This window comes from Syntrophobacterales bacterium, assembly GCA_031274925.1.
Lineage (GTDB): Bacteria > Desulfobacterota > Syntrophorhabdia > Syntrophorhabdales > Syntrophorhabdaceae > PNOM01.
On record JAISPL010000045.1, the window covers coordinates 1 to 19,567 of the forward strand.

General features: G+C 50.3%; 18 protein-coding genes. 12 read left to right on the forward strand and 6 right to left on the reverse strand.

Features of this window, described 5'->3' with window-relative positions; all coding sequences use genetic code 11:
• The first annotated feature begins 484 nt into the window (after positions 1-484).
• The gene (locus LBQ00_07900; protein ID MDR2018769.1) at positions 485-1,396 is read left to right on the forward strand and encodes a ThiF family adenylyltransferase; all 912 of its coding nucleotides are present in this window, start codon (positions 485-487) and stop codon (positions 1,394-1,396) included.
• A 404-nt stretch (positions 1,397-1,800) separates the two neighbouring features.
• Here the strand turns inward: LBQ00_07900 and LBQ00_07905 are convergent, their stop codons facing one another.
• The 5 genes from LBQ00_07905 to LBQ00_07925 form a co-directional block, all read right to left on the reverse strand.
• Positions 1,801-2,862 carry a TRAP transporter substrate-binding protein gene (locus LBQ00_07905; protein MDR2018770.1) on the reverse strand — a complete coding sequence of 354 codons (1,062 nt, stop codon included), beginning with the start codon at positions 2,860-2,862 and terminating at the stop codon, positions 1,801-1,803.
• A 238-nt stretch (positions 2,863-3,100) separates the two neighbouring features.
• On the reverse strand, positions 3,101-4,402 hold the full coding sequence (locus LBQ00_07910) for a TRAP transporter large permease (protein MDR2018771.1): 1,302 nt from the start codon (positions 4,400-4,402) through the stop codon (positions 3,101-3,103).
• Positions 4,395-4,883 (reverse strand): TRAP transporter small permease, encoded by a 489-nt coding sequence (locus LBQ00_07915; GenBank protein MDR2018772.1) that lies wholly within the window; start codon positions 4,881-4,883, stop codon positions 4,395-4,397. The genes LBQ00_07910 and LBQ00_07915 overlap by 8 nt, the downstream gene beginning before the upstream one ends.
• Before the next feature lie 628 nt (positions 4,884-5,511).
• Positions 5,512-6,276: an SDR family oxidoreductase gene (locus LBQ00_07920; GenBank protein MDR2018773.1), complete on the reverse strand. Its 765-nt coding sequence runs from the start codon at positions 6,274-6,276 to the stop codon at positions 5,512-5,514.
• 510 nt (positions 6,277-6,786) lie between these two features.
• Positions 6,787-7,578 carry an IclR family transcriptional regulator gene (locus tag LBQ00_07925; GenBank protein MDR2018774.1) on the reverse strand — a complete coding sequence of 264 codons (792 nt, stop codon included), beginning with the start codon at positions 7,576-7,578 and terminating at the stop codon, positions 6,787-6,789.
• A 915-nt stretch (positions 7,579-8,493) separates the two neighbouring features.
• Here LBQ00_07925 and phoU point away from each other — a divergent pair.
• The 11 genes from phoU to LBQ00_07980 all read left to right on the forward strand — a co-directional run bounded on the left by phoU (position 8,494) and on the right by LBQ00_07980 (position 19,039).
• Positions 8,494-9,174 (forward strand): phosphate signaling complex protein PhoU, encoded by a 681-nt coding sequence (gene phoU, locus LBQ00_07930; GenBank protein ID MDR2018775.1) that lies wholly within the window; start codon positions 8,494-8,496, stop codon positions 9,172-9,174.
• A 4-nt stretch (positions 9,175-9,178) separates the two neighbouring features.
• Entirely contained in the window at positions 9,179-9,994 is an 816-nt protein-coding gene (locus LBQ00_07935; protein ID MDR2018776.1) for a phosphate ABC transporter substrate-binding protein, read from the forward strand.
• Positions 9,987-10,850, forward strand: coding sequence for a phosphate ABC transporter permease subunit PstC (gene pstC, locus LBQ00_07940; protein MDR2018777.1), 864 nt, complete (start codon positions 9,987-9,989; stop codon positions 10,848-10,850). Before LBQ00_07935 ends, pstC begins: the two co-directional genes overlap by 8 nt.
• Positions 10,847-11,683 carry a phosphate ABC transporter permease PstA gene (gene pstA, locus LBQ00_07945; GenBank protein MDR2018778.1) on the forward strand — a complete coding sequence of 279 codons (837 nt, stop codon included), beginning with the start codon at positions 10,847-10,849 and terminating at the stop codon, positions 11,681-11,683. Before pstC ends, pstA begins: the two co-directional genes overlap by 4 nt.
• 6 nt (positions 11,684-11,689) lie before the next feature.
• A complete protein-coding gene (locus LBQ00_07950) occupies positions 11,690-12,445 on the forward strand; it encodes a phosphate ABC transporter ATP-binding protein (protein ID MDR2018779.1) in 756 nt (251 codons plus the stop codon).
• On the forward strand, positions 12,445-13,197 hold the full coding sequence (gene pstB, locus LBQ00_07955; protein MDR2018780.1) for a phosphate ABC transporter ATP-binding protein PstB: 753 nt from the start codon (positions 12,445-12,447) through the stop codon (positions 13,195-13,197). The genes LBQ00_07950 and pstB overlap by 1 nt, the downstream gene beginning before the upstream one ends.
• Positions 13,198-13,212: 15 nt before the next feature.
• On the forward strand, positions 13,213-14,430 hold the full coding sequence (locus LBQ00_07960; protein MDR2018781.1) for a molybdopterin molybdotransferase MoeA: 1,218 nt from the start codon (positions 13,213-13,215) through the stop codon (positions 14,428-14,430).
• Positions 14,423-16,330 (forward strand): molybdopterin biosynthesis protein, encoded by a 1,908-nt coding sequence (locus tag LBQ00_07965; protein ID MDR2018782.1) that lies wholly within the window; start codon positions 14,423-14,425, stop codon positions 16,328-16,330. The genes LBQ00_07960 and LBQ00_07965 overlap by 8 nt, the downstream gene beginning before the upstream one ends.
• Positions 16,317-17,330 (forward strand): GTP 3',8-cyclase MoaA, encoded by a 1,014-nt coding sequence (gene moaA, locus LBQ00_07970; GenBank protein ID MDR2018783.1) that lies wholly within the window; start codon positions 16,317-16,319, stop codon positions 17,328-17,330. Before LBQ00_07965 ends, moaA begins: the two co-directional genes overlap by 14 nt.
• Positions 17,331-17,419: 89 nt before the next feature.
• The gene (moaC, locus tag LBQ00_07975; protein ID MDR2018784.1) at positions 17,420-17,890 is read left to right on the forward strand and encodes a cyclic pyranopterin monophosphate synthase MoaC; all 471 of its coding nucleotides are present in this window, start codon (positions 17,420-17,422) and stop codon (positions 17,888-17,890) included.
• A gap of 225 nt (positions 17,891-18,115) precedes the next feature.
• Entirely contained in the window at positions 18,116-19,039 is a 924-nt protein-coding gene (locus LBQ00_07980) for an MOSC domain-containing protein (GenBank protein MDR2018785.1), read from the forward strand.
• A gap of 291 nt (positions 19,040-19,330) precedes the next feature.
• Here LBQ00_07980 and LBQ00_07985 read toward each other — a convergent pair whose 3' ends face one another.
• Complete coding sequence (locus tag LBQ00_07985; protein ID MDR2018786.1) at positions 19,331-19,567, reverse strand: hypothetical protein; 237 nt, start codon at positions 19,565-19,567, stop codon at positions 19,331-19,333.

The window sequence follows — 19,567 nt, forward strand, 5'->3', positions numbered from 1 at the left end:
GGAGATACGCACCCAAACACAAAAGTTGTGAAAGAAAATATGAAGGCCGCATATCTCAACACTGATCGTAAGGAATTGTTTGAGGACTGGTTTCAAAGAATGTTTGATGTTTAAGCCGCTTTTTCCACTGTTCGGTGTTAAGTCAATAGAACAGTTAAAGGAAGCTGTCGAACTAAACAAATCAATAATGGACTTTAACTATCCTGGCGAGGAACCACCGCCGGTTATTTTGGACAGCATAAGCAGCAAGAAAATAGGAACACAGGATTAAGGAAGAACGATATATGCCCGCCAATACCAGCGAACCCAGGCTTCACACCGAGAATATCAGGCACTGCGCCCGGTCAGATTATTACTGTATCTTCGACTCCATCATATACATATATAATCCACGACTATCTGACCACACCGGAGAGAACCCCTTCCCCCAGCATCAAGATGACACAAGGATTTTGGCCTTAAACCAATTTCCAAATAGACGCTTATGACAGACCAAACTAAAGACATACCAACCGATCTTGAAATATCCGTTGAAGAAGCGAAAGAGCTTCTCGTGTCTGACAACCGGACCATACCCATCGACATACGTGGCAGCAGGGAGATATATTTGGGTTATATCAGAGGCGCCCGGTTCGTTCCTCCGGGCCTCATTGAAGGGGAGTTAAACAAACTCTCAAGCGACCGGAGCGGTCCCATTATCGTCTACTGCGCGGTGGGCGACCGTTCAGTAGCCGCCGCCCGCAAACTTAAGGATATGGGATTCAGTAATGCCCGCTCCCTGCGGGGAGGATACGACGCCTGGCTCGGCGGAGGGGGAGATGTTGTCTCCGACAGCAGGCTCACCGTTCACCAGCTTAATCGCTACAGCAGAAATATGCTCCTTGAGGAGATCGGCAAAGAAGGTCAGCTAAAGCTTTTAGATGCAAAGGTCCTCATAGTCGGAGCCGGCGGACTCGCATCTTCCGCCGTCCCTTATTTTGCCGCCGCAGGTGTGGGAACCATGGGCATCGTCGATTTCGACAGGGTTGACCTCTCAAACCTCAACAGGCAAGTGGTACACAGCGCAGGGGACGTGGGCAGGCTCAAAGTTGATTCCCTGAAAGAAACGATTGAAAGAATAAATCCAGATGTGAAAGTCATATCTTATAACTCGCGCCTTACCTCAAAAAATGCCGTCCATATTATAGACGGCTTCGACGTCGTAATGGATGCCACCGATAACCTGGACACGAAATTTCTTCTCAACGATGCGAGCTATTTCTTAAATAAACCCTACGTTTTCGGAGGGGCGGTACAATTTGACGGCCAGGCGGGGGTGTTCTGGCCCAAAAAGGAAGGGCCATGCCTGAGGTGCCTTTTTCGTGAGCCGCCGCCCCGCAGTCTCACTCCTACCTGAAGTGAGGCGGGGGTCCTGGGGGTCATCCCGGGACAGATCGGCCTGGTCCAGGCGACCGAAGCGCTGAAGCTGATTCTCGGTATCGGTACACCCATGATCAATAAATTCTATGTCTATAACGCCCTTACATTGACCTCCCGGTTCGTGGAGACAAGCAAAAACCCCAATTGCATCCTCTGCGGGCCAAACCCTGAAATAACGGAACTTACAGGCGGAATTTGAATCAAGTGCGTGGGGTGAGCTAGCACAAGGGCAGTCCCCACCCCACAGGATAAAGGGCAAGGGGCCGTCCACACCCGATTAAGCACGGATCGAAACAAACAAACACCCTCCTCCAAATAAATGAGGGGCTTTAAGGCTTGCGCCTTATAAAGCCCCTCTTCAATATTTGTTCTATTCTTATCTTAATAGGAATACACAGTCGGCACTTTCTGCTCCTTTTCCTGGCCCTTCCAGTATTCGATACGCTCTTTTACGAAGTTTACCCAGCCGTCAACTTCGGCAGCCTTGAACCCTTTGGCAATTAAATCTTTCTTGTAATCGCTGACCACCGGCTCCACGGCTTTCACCATTTTCGCCTGCTCGGCGTCGGATACGGGAACAATCTGCCCGCCAAGCTTCATAAAATATTCCTTGCCTTCGAAGTCTATCTTATTCCACTCCACTGCCCATCTCTCAACGAATTCCTTTGAGAATTCCGTAAAAATATCTTTCACATCTGGAGGCAAGCTGTCCCATTTGCGCTTGTTGAAGACAACATAGAACTGAAAGACGCTTCCCACCTTCCATGTGGCGGAGCTGTATTTCTCCACCTCTCCCAGCTTGAAACCCTTCAATGTCTCAAGAGGCGTATAGGTGCCATCGACCACACCCCTTCTTAACGCTTCATAGAGATCGACCGTCTCAATGGGCATCGGTATTGCGCCTAAGGCTTTCACGATATCTCCGATCCTTCCGGAACCCCTGATTTTAAGCCCCTTCAACTCATCAAGTGTCTTTACAGGTTTCTTCAATGTCTGGATCACGTTCGGGGGACTGGTGGAGAACATGAGAGGATGATAGGCGTCCCATTCTTTCGGTTTTACCTTCTCATAAAAATCCATACCAACATGGGTGGCGATCCAACTGCTCGGGAACCCGAGAGGAAGTTCCATAATCTCCATTACCGGGAAGCGGCCCCGCGAGTAAGACAGATGCGAAAGGCCTATATCAGCGATCCCGCTCGACACGCCTGCCGCCATCTTCGTCGCGGTGAGGAGCGTCCCGCCCGTATACTGTGTTACTTCGGCTTTGCCCGCCAGTTTTTTGTTTATTTCCTCGCAATACTTGCCCATCATTACGGAATTCATGTGGGTAGGCGGGAAATAGTTGGCGAACTTGAGTTTAATGACATCTGCGCCAGCCATTGAAGAAACGGATAAGACCAATGCAATTGCAAACAACAGAGCTGTAACCTTCCTTCCCATCTTGTCACCTCCGTTTTTACTTTGTATACATATGGTTTATTATCACAATATCTGCTACTGTCAAGCCAATTTCGTATACAGCATGAAAGATCTTTCTTTTCGGATTATGTTTCTAAGCTATTCATCAACCCTTTTACCATGTATTTTCCATACATCTGGTGCGCCTCATGTCTGTTTAGTGGTTTTTTCTCCGTCTCACCTCCTTATTCATTTCGTTCTCATATGCTATTATGCACCCTCACTTATAAAGCACCGAAGGCAACCACAGGGCGAGTTGAGGGAAAGCGAAGAGAAGGCCCCACATGACGCAAAGAGAGATGAGAAAAGGGGCCACGCCTGCATAGATTCTACCCATAGGCTCTTTCGTAATGTTCTTTACCACAAAGACACAGACTGCCACGGGAGGGATCACCACCCCTATCATGACGACCACGCCTATGACTATGCCGAACCAGAGAGGCGAGAAGCCCAATTTCAGGACGGCAGGGTAGAAGATTGGGGTCGCGAGGATCATGAAAGCCATGTCGTCAATGAAAGACCCGCCGAACTCGTAGACGAGGCAGATGAGGAACATTATGACATAACGGTTGAGAGGTAAAGCGACAATCCAGTCAGCCGCTTTCTGGGGAATATTGGTCACCGCGATGAAATGGCCTAAGACCGTGGACCCTGCGATAAGCATGAGAAGCATACCTGCGGTTCTGAGCGCCTCGGTCACCGATTTCGTGTATCCGCGGAATTTTAAGTCCCTCTTGACGACGGCAAGGAGAAGAACAGTGAAGGTGCCGACGGCCCCTGCCTCGGTCGGGGTAAAGTAGCCTTCCATGATTCCGCCAACCACGATGATAAAGACAATACCGATCCAGACGACTTCAGGGAGGGACTTCATTCTGGCGCTCCAGGTGGCCTTGATAGATTTGGGGGCAATGGCCGGGTTCATCTTTGCCCACCCGTAGATGATACCCAGGAAGAAAAGGGCAATCATGAGTCCCGGGATCATACCTGCCATAAAGAGCTGTCCTATGGACTGCTCTGTCAAGATTCCGAAGATAATGAGGACCACGCTCGGCGGGATGATGCAGCCCAAGGTGCCGACCGTCGCCACGATGCCGGTAGAGAGCCTCCTGTCGTAGCCGTAGCGGTCCATCTCAGGGATTGCCACACTCGCGAAGGTAGCGGAGGTGGCGGCGGAGGAGCCGCAGATAGCTTTAAAGGCGGTAGCGCCAAGCACGGTGGCCATGGCAAGGCCTCCGGGGATATGACCAACGAACTTGTTGGCCGCCCCGTAGAGCCGCACCGCGATCCCAGCGTTGAAGCCGATCTGCCCCATGAGGATGAAAAGAGGGAAGACCGTATAACCGTAGTTGGTAAAAACATCATAGATGTCTCTGCCAATGAGGTTCATGGCAGACGAGACGCCGTTAAGATACGCAAACCCGATGAAACCGACAAGGGCCATGCAAAAGCCGAGTTCAATGCCCGTGCCAAAGAGAATGAGGAGAAATAGAAGAGCAATAATTCCTACCATCATTTCATTCATATTGGCCCCTCCATATCTTGATGATGTCGTTCACAAAAACGAGTACTTCAATGAAGCAACAAACCCCTACCCCGTAGGCTACGGGGAAAAACGGAAGTTCCAGGGTAGGCGAGACTTCGCCTGAGGTGTGGAACTCGTTTCCAACGCTAAATAGGTTGTAGCCTATGATGATAAAAAGAAATATGCAGAGCAGTCGGGTAAAGGTGTTGAATATCTGCCTCCAGTTCCCAGGCATCTTATCTAAAAGGAACTCCATGTAGACGTGGCTGCGGTCCATGGAGACACTGGGGATGCCAAAACCGATGACGATGGCAAGGGCTAGCCCCACAATCTCATAAGTACCGAGAATAGGGCGACCGCCTGCACGCATGAGGACGTCAGCGACCGTCAGGAACATCATAAATGTAAGGGCCGAACCCCCGATGACGTTTAAGACCTTGGTCACTGCTGTAAGAAACTTATCGAGCATGTTGCTTTCCATGATACCTCCTTGTCCTTATGCATCCACTGGAATTTTTATAACAGGGTCCGTCTGGAGGGCGAGGCGAAATGCTTCCGGGCTGTCTGCTAATGATATACGGAAACCTTGCCTCCAAGAGCTCAAAAAAGTTCTGCCGGCGTCATGTAGTATGTCCGGGCCATGCTGAAATACCGGTGCGTCGCATTGTACGGTGCTAAGACTACGGCGTACCCGCATAAAAGCAGGAGAGCGGAGCAACCGGTGGAGAGAACGCATCCTCCGCCAAGAAGGGTGCGTTCTTTGATCATATCGACGACGGCTCTGCCTGCGGTCGGTCCTTGGGGACGACATAGACGAGTAAATCTTCCACAAATTGTTCATCTTCATCGCGTCGTATTTAAAATACTTAACAAATGCGAGGGTATCTACAGCGAACGGATTGCAGCAGGTTTTTATGACTTTGACTTTAGCAGGAAAGATCTCTCTGCATACTTCCTTGGGCCAAGGGGGAAAATGGGGTTATGCAATATTCTTTGAAAGGGAGATATGCCTTGGTATAGCTTTTCATAAGCCTCTTCCCTTTTTGATATTTGAGCGTGGAGCGAATAGCGCGCCGTGGCACGGGGCTTCGCTCCACTGCCTCTTTACTTTAAAATACGAACAGATCGAGACCGCCCATCATGTTTACGATGGCACCGGTCATATATTTTGCTTTGTCGGAGACGGCGAAAGCGATGGCATCGGCGATCTCTTCGGGTTCGGCCGGTCTTCTCATGGCAATCCTTTTCTCGAATCTTTCTCTTGTTTCCTGGGGGATCGGCTCATAATAAGCTTCCGTGTTTGCCGTGCCTATGAGGACGCAGTTTGCGGTGATATTGGATCTCGAGCCTTCAAGGGCGAGAGATTTGGTGAATCCGATGAGGCCTGATTTTGCCGCAGCGTAGCCTGCCTGTCCTGATCCGCCCATTACGCCGGCAACCGAAGTCAGATTGATAATGCGCCCATATTTATTTGCCACCATGTCTGCCCACGCCTCTTTGGTGCAGTAAAAAGCGGAGTTAAGGCAGAGAGAAATATCGGCTTTCCAATCCTCTATGGTAATTTTGGACATGGGCACGAAGTGACGCATCTGAGCCATATTGTTCACGAGAATGCTGACCGGGCCAAGCTCCCCTTTGATCTCGGCGAAAGCTTTCTGCACGTCCGCATAGTCCCGACCGTTTACTTTAAGGGCCATTGATTTCCGGCCCATGGCCCTGATCTCTTCAGCGGCAACTTTCACGCCGTCCATGTTGTTGTAACCGGTGACCACCACGTCCGCTCCATCCCTGGCCAGGGCAAGTGCCGCAGCTTTGCCGATACCTCTCGGCATTGAAGCGCCCGTTACCAATGCCAGTTTTCCTGCTAATGACATATGAAACCTCCTTTATTTTAAATTTATAATGACCATCTCCTGGTGTATCTGGTGTATCCTATTTAAGCCTGACTCTTCGGGGTCAGCTAAATTCTTATCTTTCCTTCGGTTCCTTATCTGTAAGGTTTCCGATCTTTTCTCTTAATCTCGCCCATTACCTGACAAAGCACGTGATCTCAATTTTGTTGAGCTTTTTCAAGGCACGCCATATACATGCCAGATGTCCCAAAATTTCATAGCCGGACGCCTCGCTTTAAGTTTCGAAGGCCGGCAAAAAAATAAGAATGATGTCTCCGGTTTTGACATGGCGGGCGTCAGGCGCCAGTTTCCGGCATTCGCTTCAGGAAGACCGGAGGTGGAAAAGTTCGGCCAGCAAGGAGAGAACGCGGAGGGGTTGCAAACCGTGCCAATAAAAAGATTTCTCGCTTAAGCCATTTCCTCTTGTCTTATGTTATCCTGCGAATAAGCAGACGGCGAAAGAGTAACGCCTTGGCCGACGGCTTCAAGGTCTCATTCCTTTATCTCCGTGCAGCCTAATTCCCGTGAGATGTTATTGGCTGTGGCCGTGGCTTCCTTTACTATCCTGTCTACGCCCTTTGAATCGAGAGACGAGGAAATAAAAGCGATACCGACGGCTGCAAAGACTCTTCCCGAGGCGTCACGGATCGGGGCGGCGACTCCGCTGATGCCGTCCATGGCCCTCTCATCATCGATGGCGAATCCCTGCTCCCGAATCTGGCGAAGCCATGCCACAAATTCCTCTTTATTTACAAAAGACTTTTTTGCCGTGGGCTCAAGACGGTGCTTATCGAGAATCCGGTCTATCTCGCTGTCCGACTGGTGCGCCAATATGGCGGGTCCCAGCATGCCCCAGTAGGGCGGACGGCGGCGGCCTATCGCCGACGTAAATCTGACAGGGTTCTTGGGATCCTCCTTTTTGTCCATATAAAGCAGTTCGTCGTTATTGAGCGTGCCGAGGAACACCGTGGTGCCCACTTTCATTTTTAGCTGGGAAAGATGGGGAGACGCGATCCTTCTCAGGGAAAAAGAATTATACACAATACTCCCGAGTTCGAATAACCGGATACCGAGAGAATATCTCTTGGTTTCCGGGTCTTGTTTTAAGAAACTGTATTTTACCAGTGTCGAGCAAAGCCTGAGCACTGTGGCTCTGGGCAGGGTCAGAATGGAGGAAATCTGCGCCAGGGTGAGATTCTCCTTTTCCGTATCGAATGTATTCAATATTTGCAGGGCTCTTTCCAGAGATCTGTTGTAAAAGCCTTCTTCTTTTTCTTGGATCATATGTTCCGTTAAGTGAAATTAAGTTTGATTAATCTGCAACAGAATGTCCTCGGAGTCAACAGTACTTTTAGGCTGCAGAGCATTTCTTTATCTGTTTTAGGAACGTTCCCATGCCCTTTTTTGAACCCCGGTGGATCCCCCTCCGTTATTTCACGACTCTACCTGCCTACCGGCCTTACCCCTGCTTTGTGCCGATGGCGAAGAGGCGGGGCCTGTCCCTGATACTCGAAACTGTAAGCTTCTTAAGCAACATCTCATTCACAACGGCACCAGAGAGAATATAAGCTAACTATTCCGTCTAATGCAATGCTTGTTCGTAGAATGATATTATCACGTCCATAATTTTTGTCAAGAAAAAAGTATCTTTTCTTTGACCGGCAACGGCCGACCGGCTCGCTCATCCAATTTATGCTCATCTTATCTTATGCTCATCCCCGAACCGCCATCCATTTCCCGTAATTTTTATGGTGAAAGAGAATGTAATCGTGCTGTTTTAAATTCAACCGAACGCACGGAGATATGTGTATATACAGAGATGTTTTTCGTCGCACGGTTCATGCTGTTTCTTGGTTATCGCGGCCAGCCCATGCCAGCGCCCCTCAGCCAATTCAAGGTACCGCCGTTATGTCGCTTCTTATATGGATACGTTCGCCCTCCCCGTAGGCGGCGCTGTACTTATCATGCAATTTATTCTCCATTACCGGACTTATCCGACTTATCCTGGTAGTCCCGGCGGACTATATCTGCCAAAAGCTATAAGGCCGCTTTTTTATTGCGTTTATATGCACGATGGATTGCAAGATTGAGGACAGGCGGCTTAAGAAGCTCATACCGCCAGCACTTTTCGTATTATGTTGCATTACCTTGAAAAACTTACTATAATCTGCGCGATAAATCCCCTTAGGAGGATACAAGTTGGACGGACATATTTATAAGGCCTTTGACTTGGAATTGAAGGAACTCAAGGAAAAACTGCTCTACGAGGGCGGCTTGGTGGAACAGGCAATCAGAGACGCCACCACGGCGCTTCTTGAGCGGGACCCAAAGTTAGCCGAGAAGGTCATTGACGACGACCATCTCGTTAACGCCAAGGAGGTGGAGATTGATGAATTCTGTCTCAAGCTCCTTGCCCTTCGCCAGCCGGCAGCACGGGACCTGAGGTTCATCACCACGGCCATCAAGATTAATTACGACCTTGAACGGATCGGTGACATGGCGGTGAATATTTCCGAACGGGTGTTGGAACTCAACCAGGAACCGCAACTAAAGCCCTACATAGACCTCCCCACAATGGCGGAATCCGTCCAGCTCATGGTAAAGAAAAGCCTCGACGCTTTCGTGAAGGAAGACGTCAATCTGGCCAGACAAGTAACAAAAGAAGACGAAAAGGTGGATCAGCTTCTCGAACAGGTATTCCGTGAACTGCTCACCTATATGATGCAGGATTTGAAGACCATATCCAGGGCCACAAGACTTCTTTTCATTTCCAAATACCTTGAAAGAATGGCGGATCACGCGGTAAATATCGCCGAGCTTGTAATATTCATGGTTGAAGGAAAAATTATAAGGCATCTGAAGGATAACGCCGGAGAATAACATAGTGACGCGAGCCTTTGGTATTTTCTCCCTTGCCGTGATTTTGTTTCTGTCTGGTTGTTACGGGTCGTTCATGGACGGGCAGAGGGAGAAGAAACAGACCATTACCGTCGCAGGCTCCACATCCGTAATGCCATTTACTGAAAAACTGGCCGAGCATTTCATGGTCGACCATCCCCAGTTCGTGATAGATGTGCAGGGCGGTGGTTCTACCGCCGGCATCCAGGCATGCATGAACCGGACCGTCAATATAGGCATGTCTTCGAGACAACTAAAAGAAGACGAAATGGTCCTGAAGGAAACTGTCATCTGCTTCGACGGGATATCAATTGTAGTGCACCCCAAAAACCCCGTTGGCCAACTTACGCTCACGCAGGTGGCCGATATTTATGCGGGCCGGATAACCAGATGGAGCGAACTCGGCTGGGTGGACAGGAAAATTGACATTATCACGAGGGAGGAAGGTTCTGGGACCCGCGGGTCCTTTGAAGATCTGGTGATGAAAAAATTGGACATCGACGACAGCATAATGGTTCAGGATTCGAATGGCTCCGTCAGGGAGATCGTGGCCACAGACCCATATGCCCTAGGATACATATCCATGGGACTCGTAGATAAGCGGGTTAAGGTTCTGGCCGTTGACGGAATCCTGCCCACAGTCGATAACATCAAAGCAAAGAGGTACCGGATCGTACGCCCCTTTCTCTACCTTACAAACGAGGATTCAACGGCAAATGTAAAAACGTTTATAGATTACGTGCTTAATAAAGATGGACAGCGCATTCTGAGGAAAGAGGGGCTCATTTCAGTCAATGACTAAGAAACTTTTTGCGAAAGAGCGTTTTGTCAGTTGGGTGCTAACGGCCTTTGCCTTTTCATCCCTCCTCTTTCTTTTTCTTATCTTCGCTTTCATTTTGGTCGAAGGCCTGCCGCTATTCCTGAAGGTGGGTCTGAATAAGATTATCCTAGGATTCAAATGGGCTCCCACAAAGGGTCATTTCGGCATATTCCCCATGATCATATCCTCTTTTTTAGTCACCTTCGGCGCCTTGGTGATCGGCGCGCCCATGGGACTCTCGTGCGCCATTTACCTCTCGGAATATTCGGGGAAGAAAATGAAGATGTTCCTCAAGCCAGCCTTGGAGCTCCTTGCTGGAATTCCTTCGGTGGTTTACGGTTTTTTAGGCGTGATCTACATTGTCCCTATGGTTAGAAATTACCTCGGCAGCTCCGGTTTTTCACTTCTCGCCACATCAATTATCCTCGGGATAATGATCCTCCCCACTGTGATCAGTATCTCCTTTGACGCCCTGGTGAGCGTTCCCCGGACATACAGGGAGGGTTCTTTCGCCATGGGGGCCACAAAGTGGCAGACGATCTACAAAGTCGTCATCCCTTCCGCCAAGTCCGGTATCCTCGCAAGCTTTATTCTGGGTATGGGCCGAGCCATAGGCGAGACAATGGCGGTGATCATGGTTGCCGGGAACGCCCTTAAAATCCCGGTAAGCATATTGGACCCCCTGAGGACGCTTACGGGTAACATTGCCCTGGAGCTTGCATACGCTACCGGGGACCACCGTCAAAGCCTCTTTTCCACCGGGGTCGTGCTCCTTGTTATTATCATGATTCTTAATTATATCGCTAATTTCGGGATTAAGCGGAAGGTTCTTAAATGAGGATTAAGCCGCGCATAACCGATACTATTATGAAAATAGGTCTAAACGTCCAGACCTATTTCACCGTAAGTATCCTGGTGGTCATCGTCGCCGTGATTTTCGTGAAAGGCGCCCCCTATGTGAATCTCGAATTCATCCTTTCTTCCCCGGAAGACATGGGAAGACACGGCGGGATATTTTCTACCATCATCGGAACCGTCCTTCTTGCCCTTATCTCCATAGTCTTCGCCACTCCGCTCGGAGTCGGCACAGCGATATTTCTGACGGAATATACCAAGGAGTCGGTACTCACGAAGATGATCCGGTTCGGCGTTGAGTCATTAGCCGGCATCCCTTCCATTCTTTACGGTCTCTTCGGCTTTATCTTCTTCGTCATCAAGCTCAAGATGGGATGGTCGGTCCTCGCGGGAGTTCTGACCATGACCATAATGATTCTTCCCACCATCATAAGAACAAGCGAAGAGGCAATAAAAGCCGTGCCAAGGAACCTCCGAATCGTAAGCTACTCTCTGTCCGCCACCCGGTGGGAGACGGTGACAAAGGTTGTGATACCTTCGGCCACTCCGGGTATATTGACCGGTATAATGCTGAGCGTAGGAAGGGCCGTGGGCGAGACGGCAGCCGTCATCTTCACCATGGGCAGTTCGCTCCGGGTCCCCACGTCACTCATGGATTCAGGGAGGACAATGGCCGTCCACTTCTATATTTTGGCCAGGGAAGGTATCTCCATGGAGAAGGCCTATGCTACCGCGCTGATCCTTATCCTCAGCATATTGTGCATTAATATCGTTGCGTATTACATCATGAACAGGGTGATATCGAAGTATTCGTGAGCGGCCATGGAGATTAAGATACGGATAGAAAAACTAAAGGTGTCCTTCGGGCAGAACGAAGTTCTAAAAGGAATAAGCGCCGACGTATTCAAGAACAGAATAACCGGGTTCATGGGGCCTGCGGGAAGCGGCAAATCAACACTCATATCAATCATCAACAAGATGATCGGGTTTGAAGACGGGGTCAAAATAGAAGGTAACGTATGCATTGACAATACGGACATCCTGGGCCAGGAGATTGATGACGTCCAATTAAGGCGAAGGGTGGGTACTGTATTTGCGGTTCCCATACCGCTTCCACGCTCAATATTTGAGAATATCGCCTATGGCCCGAGACTTCAGGGCATAGGCGATAAGGCGAAACTAAAACGAATCGTGGAGGAGAGTCTTAGGCAGGCGGTACTCTGGGACGAAGTGAAGGACAGGCTTGGCTCCTCCGCTCTGAAACTCTCCGGCGGCCAGCAGCAGCGGCTCTGCCTCGCGAGGACGCTGGCGCTAAAACCCGAGATAATCCTCCTTGACGAGCCATGTTCCGGCCTTGACCCCATTTCGACGGCAAAAATTGAAGAAGCCTTAGACGAGCTGAAGAAGGATTACACCATCATCCTTGTCTCAAACAACACGAAGCAGATCGCCCGCATCACGGATTACGCCTCCTTCTTTTACATGGGCGACCTGGTGGAATACGGCCCTACCGAAAAGGTATTCACGAATCCATCCGTGCAGCAGACCGAAGACTATATCCAGGGGAAATTCGGATAATGGACGTATACGCACTCAATACAGAGAAACTTAATCTCTATTATGGAAGCTTTCATGGTCTCATTGATGTGGACTTTCATGCGTACCCCCGATCAATCACCTCCCTTATCGGGCCGTCCGGGTGCGGCAAATCGACGCTCTTAAGATGCTTTAACCGCATGAACGACCTCATTGATGATGTAAGGATCGACGGGACCATACGGGTGGAAGGGCAGGACATCCGGGAGGTGGACATTATTGATCTCCGCAAGAGAGTGGGTATGGTCTTTCAAAGGCCCAACCCGTTTCCTTTTTCCGTCTATGAAAATCTGATTTACGGCCTTAAGATTCACGGTATTGGAAACAGGAGACAGAAACAGGAAGTCGTTGAGCGGTGCCTGCGGGCAGTGGGTTTGTGGGACGATTTGAAAGACAAATTGACAGCCGCCGCCCTCGGCCTGTCCGAAGAGATCAAACAGCGGCTCTGCATTGCAAGGCTCCTCACAGTGGAGCCTGAGATCATCCTTCTTGATGAACCATGTTCTGCCCTTGACCCTATAGCGACGCTCAGGATTGAAGAGCTTATGCTGGAGCTGAAGAAGGATTACACGATCCTCATTGTGACCCACAACATGCAGCAGGCAGCGCGTGTCTCCGACTACACGGGGTTCATGCTCCTGGGTGAGCTTGTGGAGTTCGGCAATACATCGCATATTTTCACGTCTCCCGAGGATAATAGGACTGAAGATTATATCACTGGCCGTTTCGGATAGGAGTCGTTTTATCTCATGGAATTCCTGAAATCCATCAATTCGACGGAAGCGCTCGGTATGATCGGATCGTTTGCCGTCTCTCCCAAGACCGAGGCCGTCCTTATTGAGGAGGCCTGCGGAAGGGTACTCGCCGAGGACATTGTATCTAGAGAGGATATCCCGCAATTTCCACGGTCTCTTGTGGATGGATATGCGGTGATGGCCAAAGAGACATACGGCGCCAAAGAGACAAGCCCCGCGCTTCTCGCCGTAACCGGCGAGATAAAGATCGGAGAGGAAACAGACCTGAGTCTTGCCGAAGGGTCCTCCATATACGTCAGCACCGGGTCCATGGTGCCGGGGGGAGCAGACGGCGTGGTCATGCAGGAGTTCGTCCGCAAGATGGACGATGCGGTGGAAGTCACAAAGGGTGTGTTTAGAGGTGAAAACATCTGCTTTAAGGGTGAGGATATACATAATGGAGCCGTGGTACTCACCTCAGGCACCCGCCTCGGGCCTTTTCACACAGGGATACTTGCCGCCCTCGGCATATCCCGTGTACCCGTCTTTGTGAAGCCGTCGGTGAGCATCATATCTTCAGGCGACGAGATAGTCGATATCAACGTTATGCCCCCTCCGGGAAAAATCAGGGATATCAACCGTTATACTCTTACCGGACTTCTCGGAAGAAGGGGGGCCGCCGTCACGTTCCAAGGCATCGCCGCCGACAACATGAAAGATATCGCCTCGATGCTTCGCTTATCAAAGGATTCCGACCTAATCCTCGTCTCCGCGGGCAGCTCCAAGGGGGCGAGAGACTTTGTCGTTGCCGCCGTCGAAGCGATAGGAGGGAGTATCCTGTTCCACGGGGTCAACATTAAACCAGGAAAACCCACCATATTCGGAGAATTCGAGGGGAAATCCCTTTTCGGTCTGCCGGGGCATCCGGCCTCATGTGTTTTGGCCACGGTCAGGTTTGTCCTCCCCCTGCTTGCAAGGCTTGCAGGCGAGAGAGACTACCGGCCACTCACGGCCAACGCCCGTTTATCCACCAATATCCCGTCTTCCTATGGAATTGAGGAGTTCGTGAGGGTGAGACTCGAAAATACGGAAGGGCGTCTCGAAGCAGCGCCGGTCTTTTCCAAATCAGCAGTCATCTCCTCTCTCGCCATGGCGTCAGGATATGTGATAGTTCCAGACGGCAGGGAGGGTCTTGAGACCGGCGAAGAAGTGAAGGTGTATCTCTTTGACTAAAAGATACCTGCATACGATAAAGAGAGAAGAGGCGGTAAAGATGGTCCTTGAGCGCCTCTTCCCCATTGAAGAAGAGGAGTATCTGCCGGCCCATCAGTGCAGGGACAGGGTCACCGCCCAGCCTGTCTATGCCGCGTCGTCGAACCCGCCCTTCATATGCTCCGCCATGGACGGGTATGCCGCGCCATTTGAGGAGACAGTGGAGGCTGACGTGACAAGGCCCGTGGTTCTTGCCAAAGAGATCAAGGCCTTTCGGGTTAATACTGGCGATCCCATGCCTTTCGGGACCGATGCTGTTATCATGAGGGAGGATATTGAGGAATCTGATACCCATATCACCATCAGAAGGCCTGTCTACCTGTGGCAGAATGTGAGAATGACAGGAGAAGACATCATTGAAGGTGATATGCTGGCGCCCGCCAATCACCGTATCAGAGCCTTTGATGTGGGCATGTTTCTGTCCGGAGGGGTAAATACCGTCTCCGTAAAGAGAAAGCCGACCTGCCTTATTATCCCCACAGGCAGGGAACTGGTGGACCCTTACGATAAGACGGCTAAGGAACTCCCTCATCGGCTTATTGATTTCAATTCTTATACCCTGCTCGTCCTTGCCGAAGAGTTGGGATTTAAAGCAACCCAGTCCGGCATCATTTTGAGCAGAGAAGATCTCGCTAATCTCCTGTCGAACGCTGCCGAAAATTATGACGTGATCCTCGTTAATGCCGGATCAAGCGCGGGAAGCGAGGACTTCACGGAAGACGTGATCAGCAGGCTCGGGGAGATCGTGTTTCACGGGGTCTCCATGATGCCCGGCAAACCCGTCATGTTCGGCATGGTGAAGGGCGCCCCCGTGTTCGGCATCCCAGGTTATCCCGTCTCCGCTGTCGTAAGTTTCAAGGCCTTCCTCGAACCGCTCTACGAAAAGATTTCAAACACCAGGCTCTCAAGAAGGCTGATCAAATGCGTAACCCCTTACAAAATCCCGTCAAGGATCGGGGTTGAAGAGATTTTGAGGGTTAGCCTCGTGAAAGAAAAAGAAGTATACCACGCGTTTCCCCTTCCGAGAGGAGCGTCCATATTTTCTTCTATGGCAAGGGCCGACGGCCTCATCACCATCCCTGGGCACGTGGAAGGCTATGATGAAGGCGAGGAGCTAAACTGCGAACTCATGGTTCAGAAAGATACGCTTTCGAAGCGGATCCATGTGGTGGGCAGTCACGATCTGTCGCTTGACGCCATTCGGGACATGGGGAAGAAACGATATCCCGACAGCGACCTCATTTCGACTCATGTTGGAAGTATGAGCGGCATCATGGCGTTTGGGAAAGGCATTACCTCGCTTTGCACCACGCACATCCTGGACGAAGAAGAGAGGATCTATAACATTCCGGCATTACTTAAGTACATTCCAGAAAAAAAATGGACCCTCGTACACATCGCCAAACGGATGCAAGGGCTCCTCGTAAAGCAGGGAAACCCCGCGAAAATCAATGATGTGACAGACCTCGCAAGAAATGATATACTATTTGTCAATAGGCAGTCCGGCTCGGGCACCAGGATTCTTTTCGATACACTCTTAAAGGATAAGGGCATAAAGAAAGGATCTATCCGCGGGTATGACAGAGAAGAGTCGTCCCACACTGCGGTAGGCATACTGGTCAAGGAAGGCATAGCTGACGCAGGTATCGGCATCTACGGGGTATCGAAGCTTTTTTCCCTTGATTGTATCCCCCTGATGGAAGAGGATTACGATCTTCTCGTCTCAGAAGAATTTATGAAGGACGAAAGATTCGCATACCTCATGGACCTGATCCGGTCCCCGGAATTCAGGGCGAGGCTTGAAGAGATGGGCGGCTACAACACAAAGGAGACTGGCACAATAAAGTATGTCAATAAGTAACCTGAAAGAAACCGGAACGTTGACGGACCGGTTCGACAGGGTGACCGATTATCTAAGGATTTCCGTTACTGACAGGTGCAATCTCAGATGCAAGTACTGCGTAGACGGTCAATTTCCCTTCATTCCTCATGAACAGATCCTGAGATACGAGGAGATTATACGTTTCGTCCGCATCGCGGCGGGGTTGGGGGTAAGGAAAATCCGCCTCACAGGGGGCGAACCCCTGGTGAAGAGGGGCATACCGTTTCTCATCAAGGAGATTGAGTCCATTCCCGGCATAGAGGACGTTGCGATTACCACCAACGGCGTCTTACTCGGCAGGATGCTCCCCGAACTCCAGGAGGCAGGCCTGAGGCGGGTCAACATAAGCCTCGACACCATGAAGAGAGATAGATTCGCCTATATCACGGGGGTAGACGCCTTCGACGAGGTGTTAAAGAGCATCAGGGCGTCGGTAAAATCCGGCCTAAACCCGGTGAAGATTAATACAGTAATCATCCAAGACTTCAACGATGACGAAATCCTCGATTTTGCGAAGCTGGCAAAGACCCGTAATGTTGAGGTCCGGTTCATAGAGTACATGCCTTTCGGCAATTCGGATCTCTGGCACAGCGCCCACATCATCACTTCCACCGAGATAGAAGAAATCATACGGACAAAGTACGTCATTACACCCATTCCGAAGTCTCAAGCAGGGCCATCAGGGCCGGCGAGGGTCTTCCATATCAAGGGGGGCGTGGGGAGAGTGGGCTTCATAAGCCCAGTTTCCACCCACATATGCCATCAGTGTAACAGGATCCGCCTCACTGCCAAGGGTACCATCAAACCGTGCCTATTTGCGGACGAAGAGTACGACGTGAAATCCATGCTCAGATCAGATACGCCGGACGACGAGATACGCGCCTTTATCAAAGAAGCTGTGAAAGCGAAGCCGGAGCGGAAAGAGGAGATAAACCAGATAAAAAAATGTCAGAGAAACTTGCGGCACATCGGAGGATGATTGACGAACATGGAAGTCTCGTAAATAACCCCTGATTAAAATCGCAGACTTTCTCTGACTAAAGTCAGAGGTTTCCTTACGGAGGATTTATGAAGCTGACCCACGTTGACGAAGACGGCAAGGCCCGCATGGTAGATGTATCCGGGAAGCAGGAGACGGAGCGGGAAGCTCGAGCTACAGGAAAGGTGAAGATGGCGAGGGCGACCTACGATCTGGTAAGAACGGGCCAGGGTCCCAAGGGCGACATCTTTACTGTGGCTAAAATAGCGGGCATTACTGGGGCAAAGAAGACCCACGACCTTATCCCGCTTTGCCATCCGCTACCCATCACCTACATAGACGTGGGTTTTACCTTTGATGATAACGAAGGAAGTGTGACAATCACCTCTTTCGTCAAGACGAGAGGGCAGACAGGCGTTGAAATGGAGGCCATTACCTGCGCAATGATCACAGCCCTTACCATATACGACATGTGCAAGGCCGTGGACAAAAGCATAGAATTGGGTCCGTTTTTTCTCCTTGAGAAAAGCGGGGGGAAAAGCGGAAACTATAAACGATAGCCACCGGTTAATGGCCATCAGCAGCAGACGCTTGATGTGCGTGCAAGGAAAAGTCTGATGCTGCCGAGGGTTGATATCATAGCCGTCAACAGCAGGCGCTTGAAGGGATAAGGAAAGTTTCACGGAGGTAAAGCAAATTCAGCCGTTTATAAAGAAGCGAATAAATAAAAACCGGAGCAGCACAAGTTACAAAAAAATAAATAATTGATTGATAAATAAGGGAATATGACAAAAGGAAAAGTGGTATCGGTAAATGTAAGCGACAACAAGGGTGAGAAGAAACACAATATCGGACAGTGCAAGGTTATCAGGGCGTTCGGTCTTGAGAACGATGCCCACGGAGGCTTTATGCACCGGCAGATCAGCCTGCTCTCAGCGGAAAGCATCGAGAAGATGCGAACAAAAGGGGTTCATGTAGGCGCCGGTGATTTCGCCGAAAACCTTACTGTTGAAGGGATTGACCTCCCGGCCCTTCCCATAGGAACAACCCTTCGGATCGGAGAGAGCCTTTTTGTCAGAGTAACTCAGATAGGCAAAGAATGTCACAGCCGGTGCGCCATATTCCAACAGGTGGGCGACTGCGTGATGCCGCGGGAGGGGATATTCGTCGAGGTGCTAAATGACGGGACCGTATCCGTGGGAGACGAGATAGAGGTAGTGATGGGCTTAAGAGCGCACATTATTACAGTAAGCGACAAAGGTTCAGCAGGCCATAGAGTCGACAGAAGCGGGCCGGAGATCAGAAAAATTCTTGAGAAAACATTTGAGGTAACGGGCATCACCATAATACCGGACGAAGTATCAGTTATTGCCCAAACGATTATCGAGCAGATTGACGAAAAGGGTGTCGATGTGGTCGTCACCACCGGCGGCACGGGGGTGAGTAAACGGGACGTGACGCCCGAAGCCACAAGGTCGGTCATTGACCGCGAGCTTCCAGGCTTTGCCGAGGTCATGCGCATGGAGAGTTATAAGATCACGCCCCACAGCATCATTTCAAGAGCCATATGCGGAATCCGCAGGGAAAGCATCATTATAAACCTGCCTGGCAGCCCGAAAGCCGCTACTGAATGTCTCACCTTCGTCCTCGGCGCCATTCCTCACGCCCTCTCAAAAATCAAGGGCGACCAGAGCGACTGCGGGGGTTGACAGAAGTATAGAGGCGGGCTATTACCTAATAAATAAACGGTTTTTCAAACGGTTCGTCCGGTTCGTCGTCAGTTTTGAGCCTGAAAATACGGCTCTTTCCTTGATCCGTGTCGTCCTTCCTCGCTTCAGCCATCTTGATTTTTAAGCTTATACGTCATTCGGGCTGTCAGAGCGTGCGATGGATGGCGCTTTCATAACTTATCCTTCCGCCATATAGATACCGAAGATACGCTGGCCAAAGGCCTAAAATGCCTTCATTGTACGCAATAGTCACCACTTCCTTCCGGCAGGTCAATCTCGCCTTTGAATGGTGAGGTCCTTGACCTTGGGGGTATTGAGGGGTATCTCCATAGCCGCCCTCTTCCCGTCAACGGTGGGTATCAGTCTCTGAGATTGTTGGATAGTTTCGCTTTTCTCATCTCTCCTTGAGAATCCTGATATAAGGCCGTTTTCGGGAACTGATATGAAGGCCTGATCATGGCTCTCTATTGGAAGATTAGTAATTCGGAAATATCTATATTGGCTCAC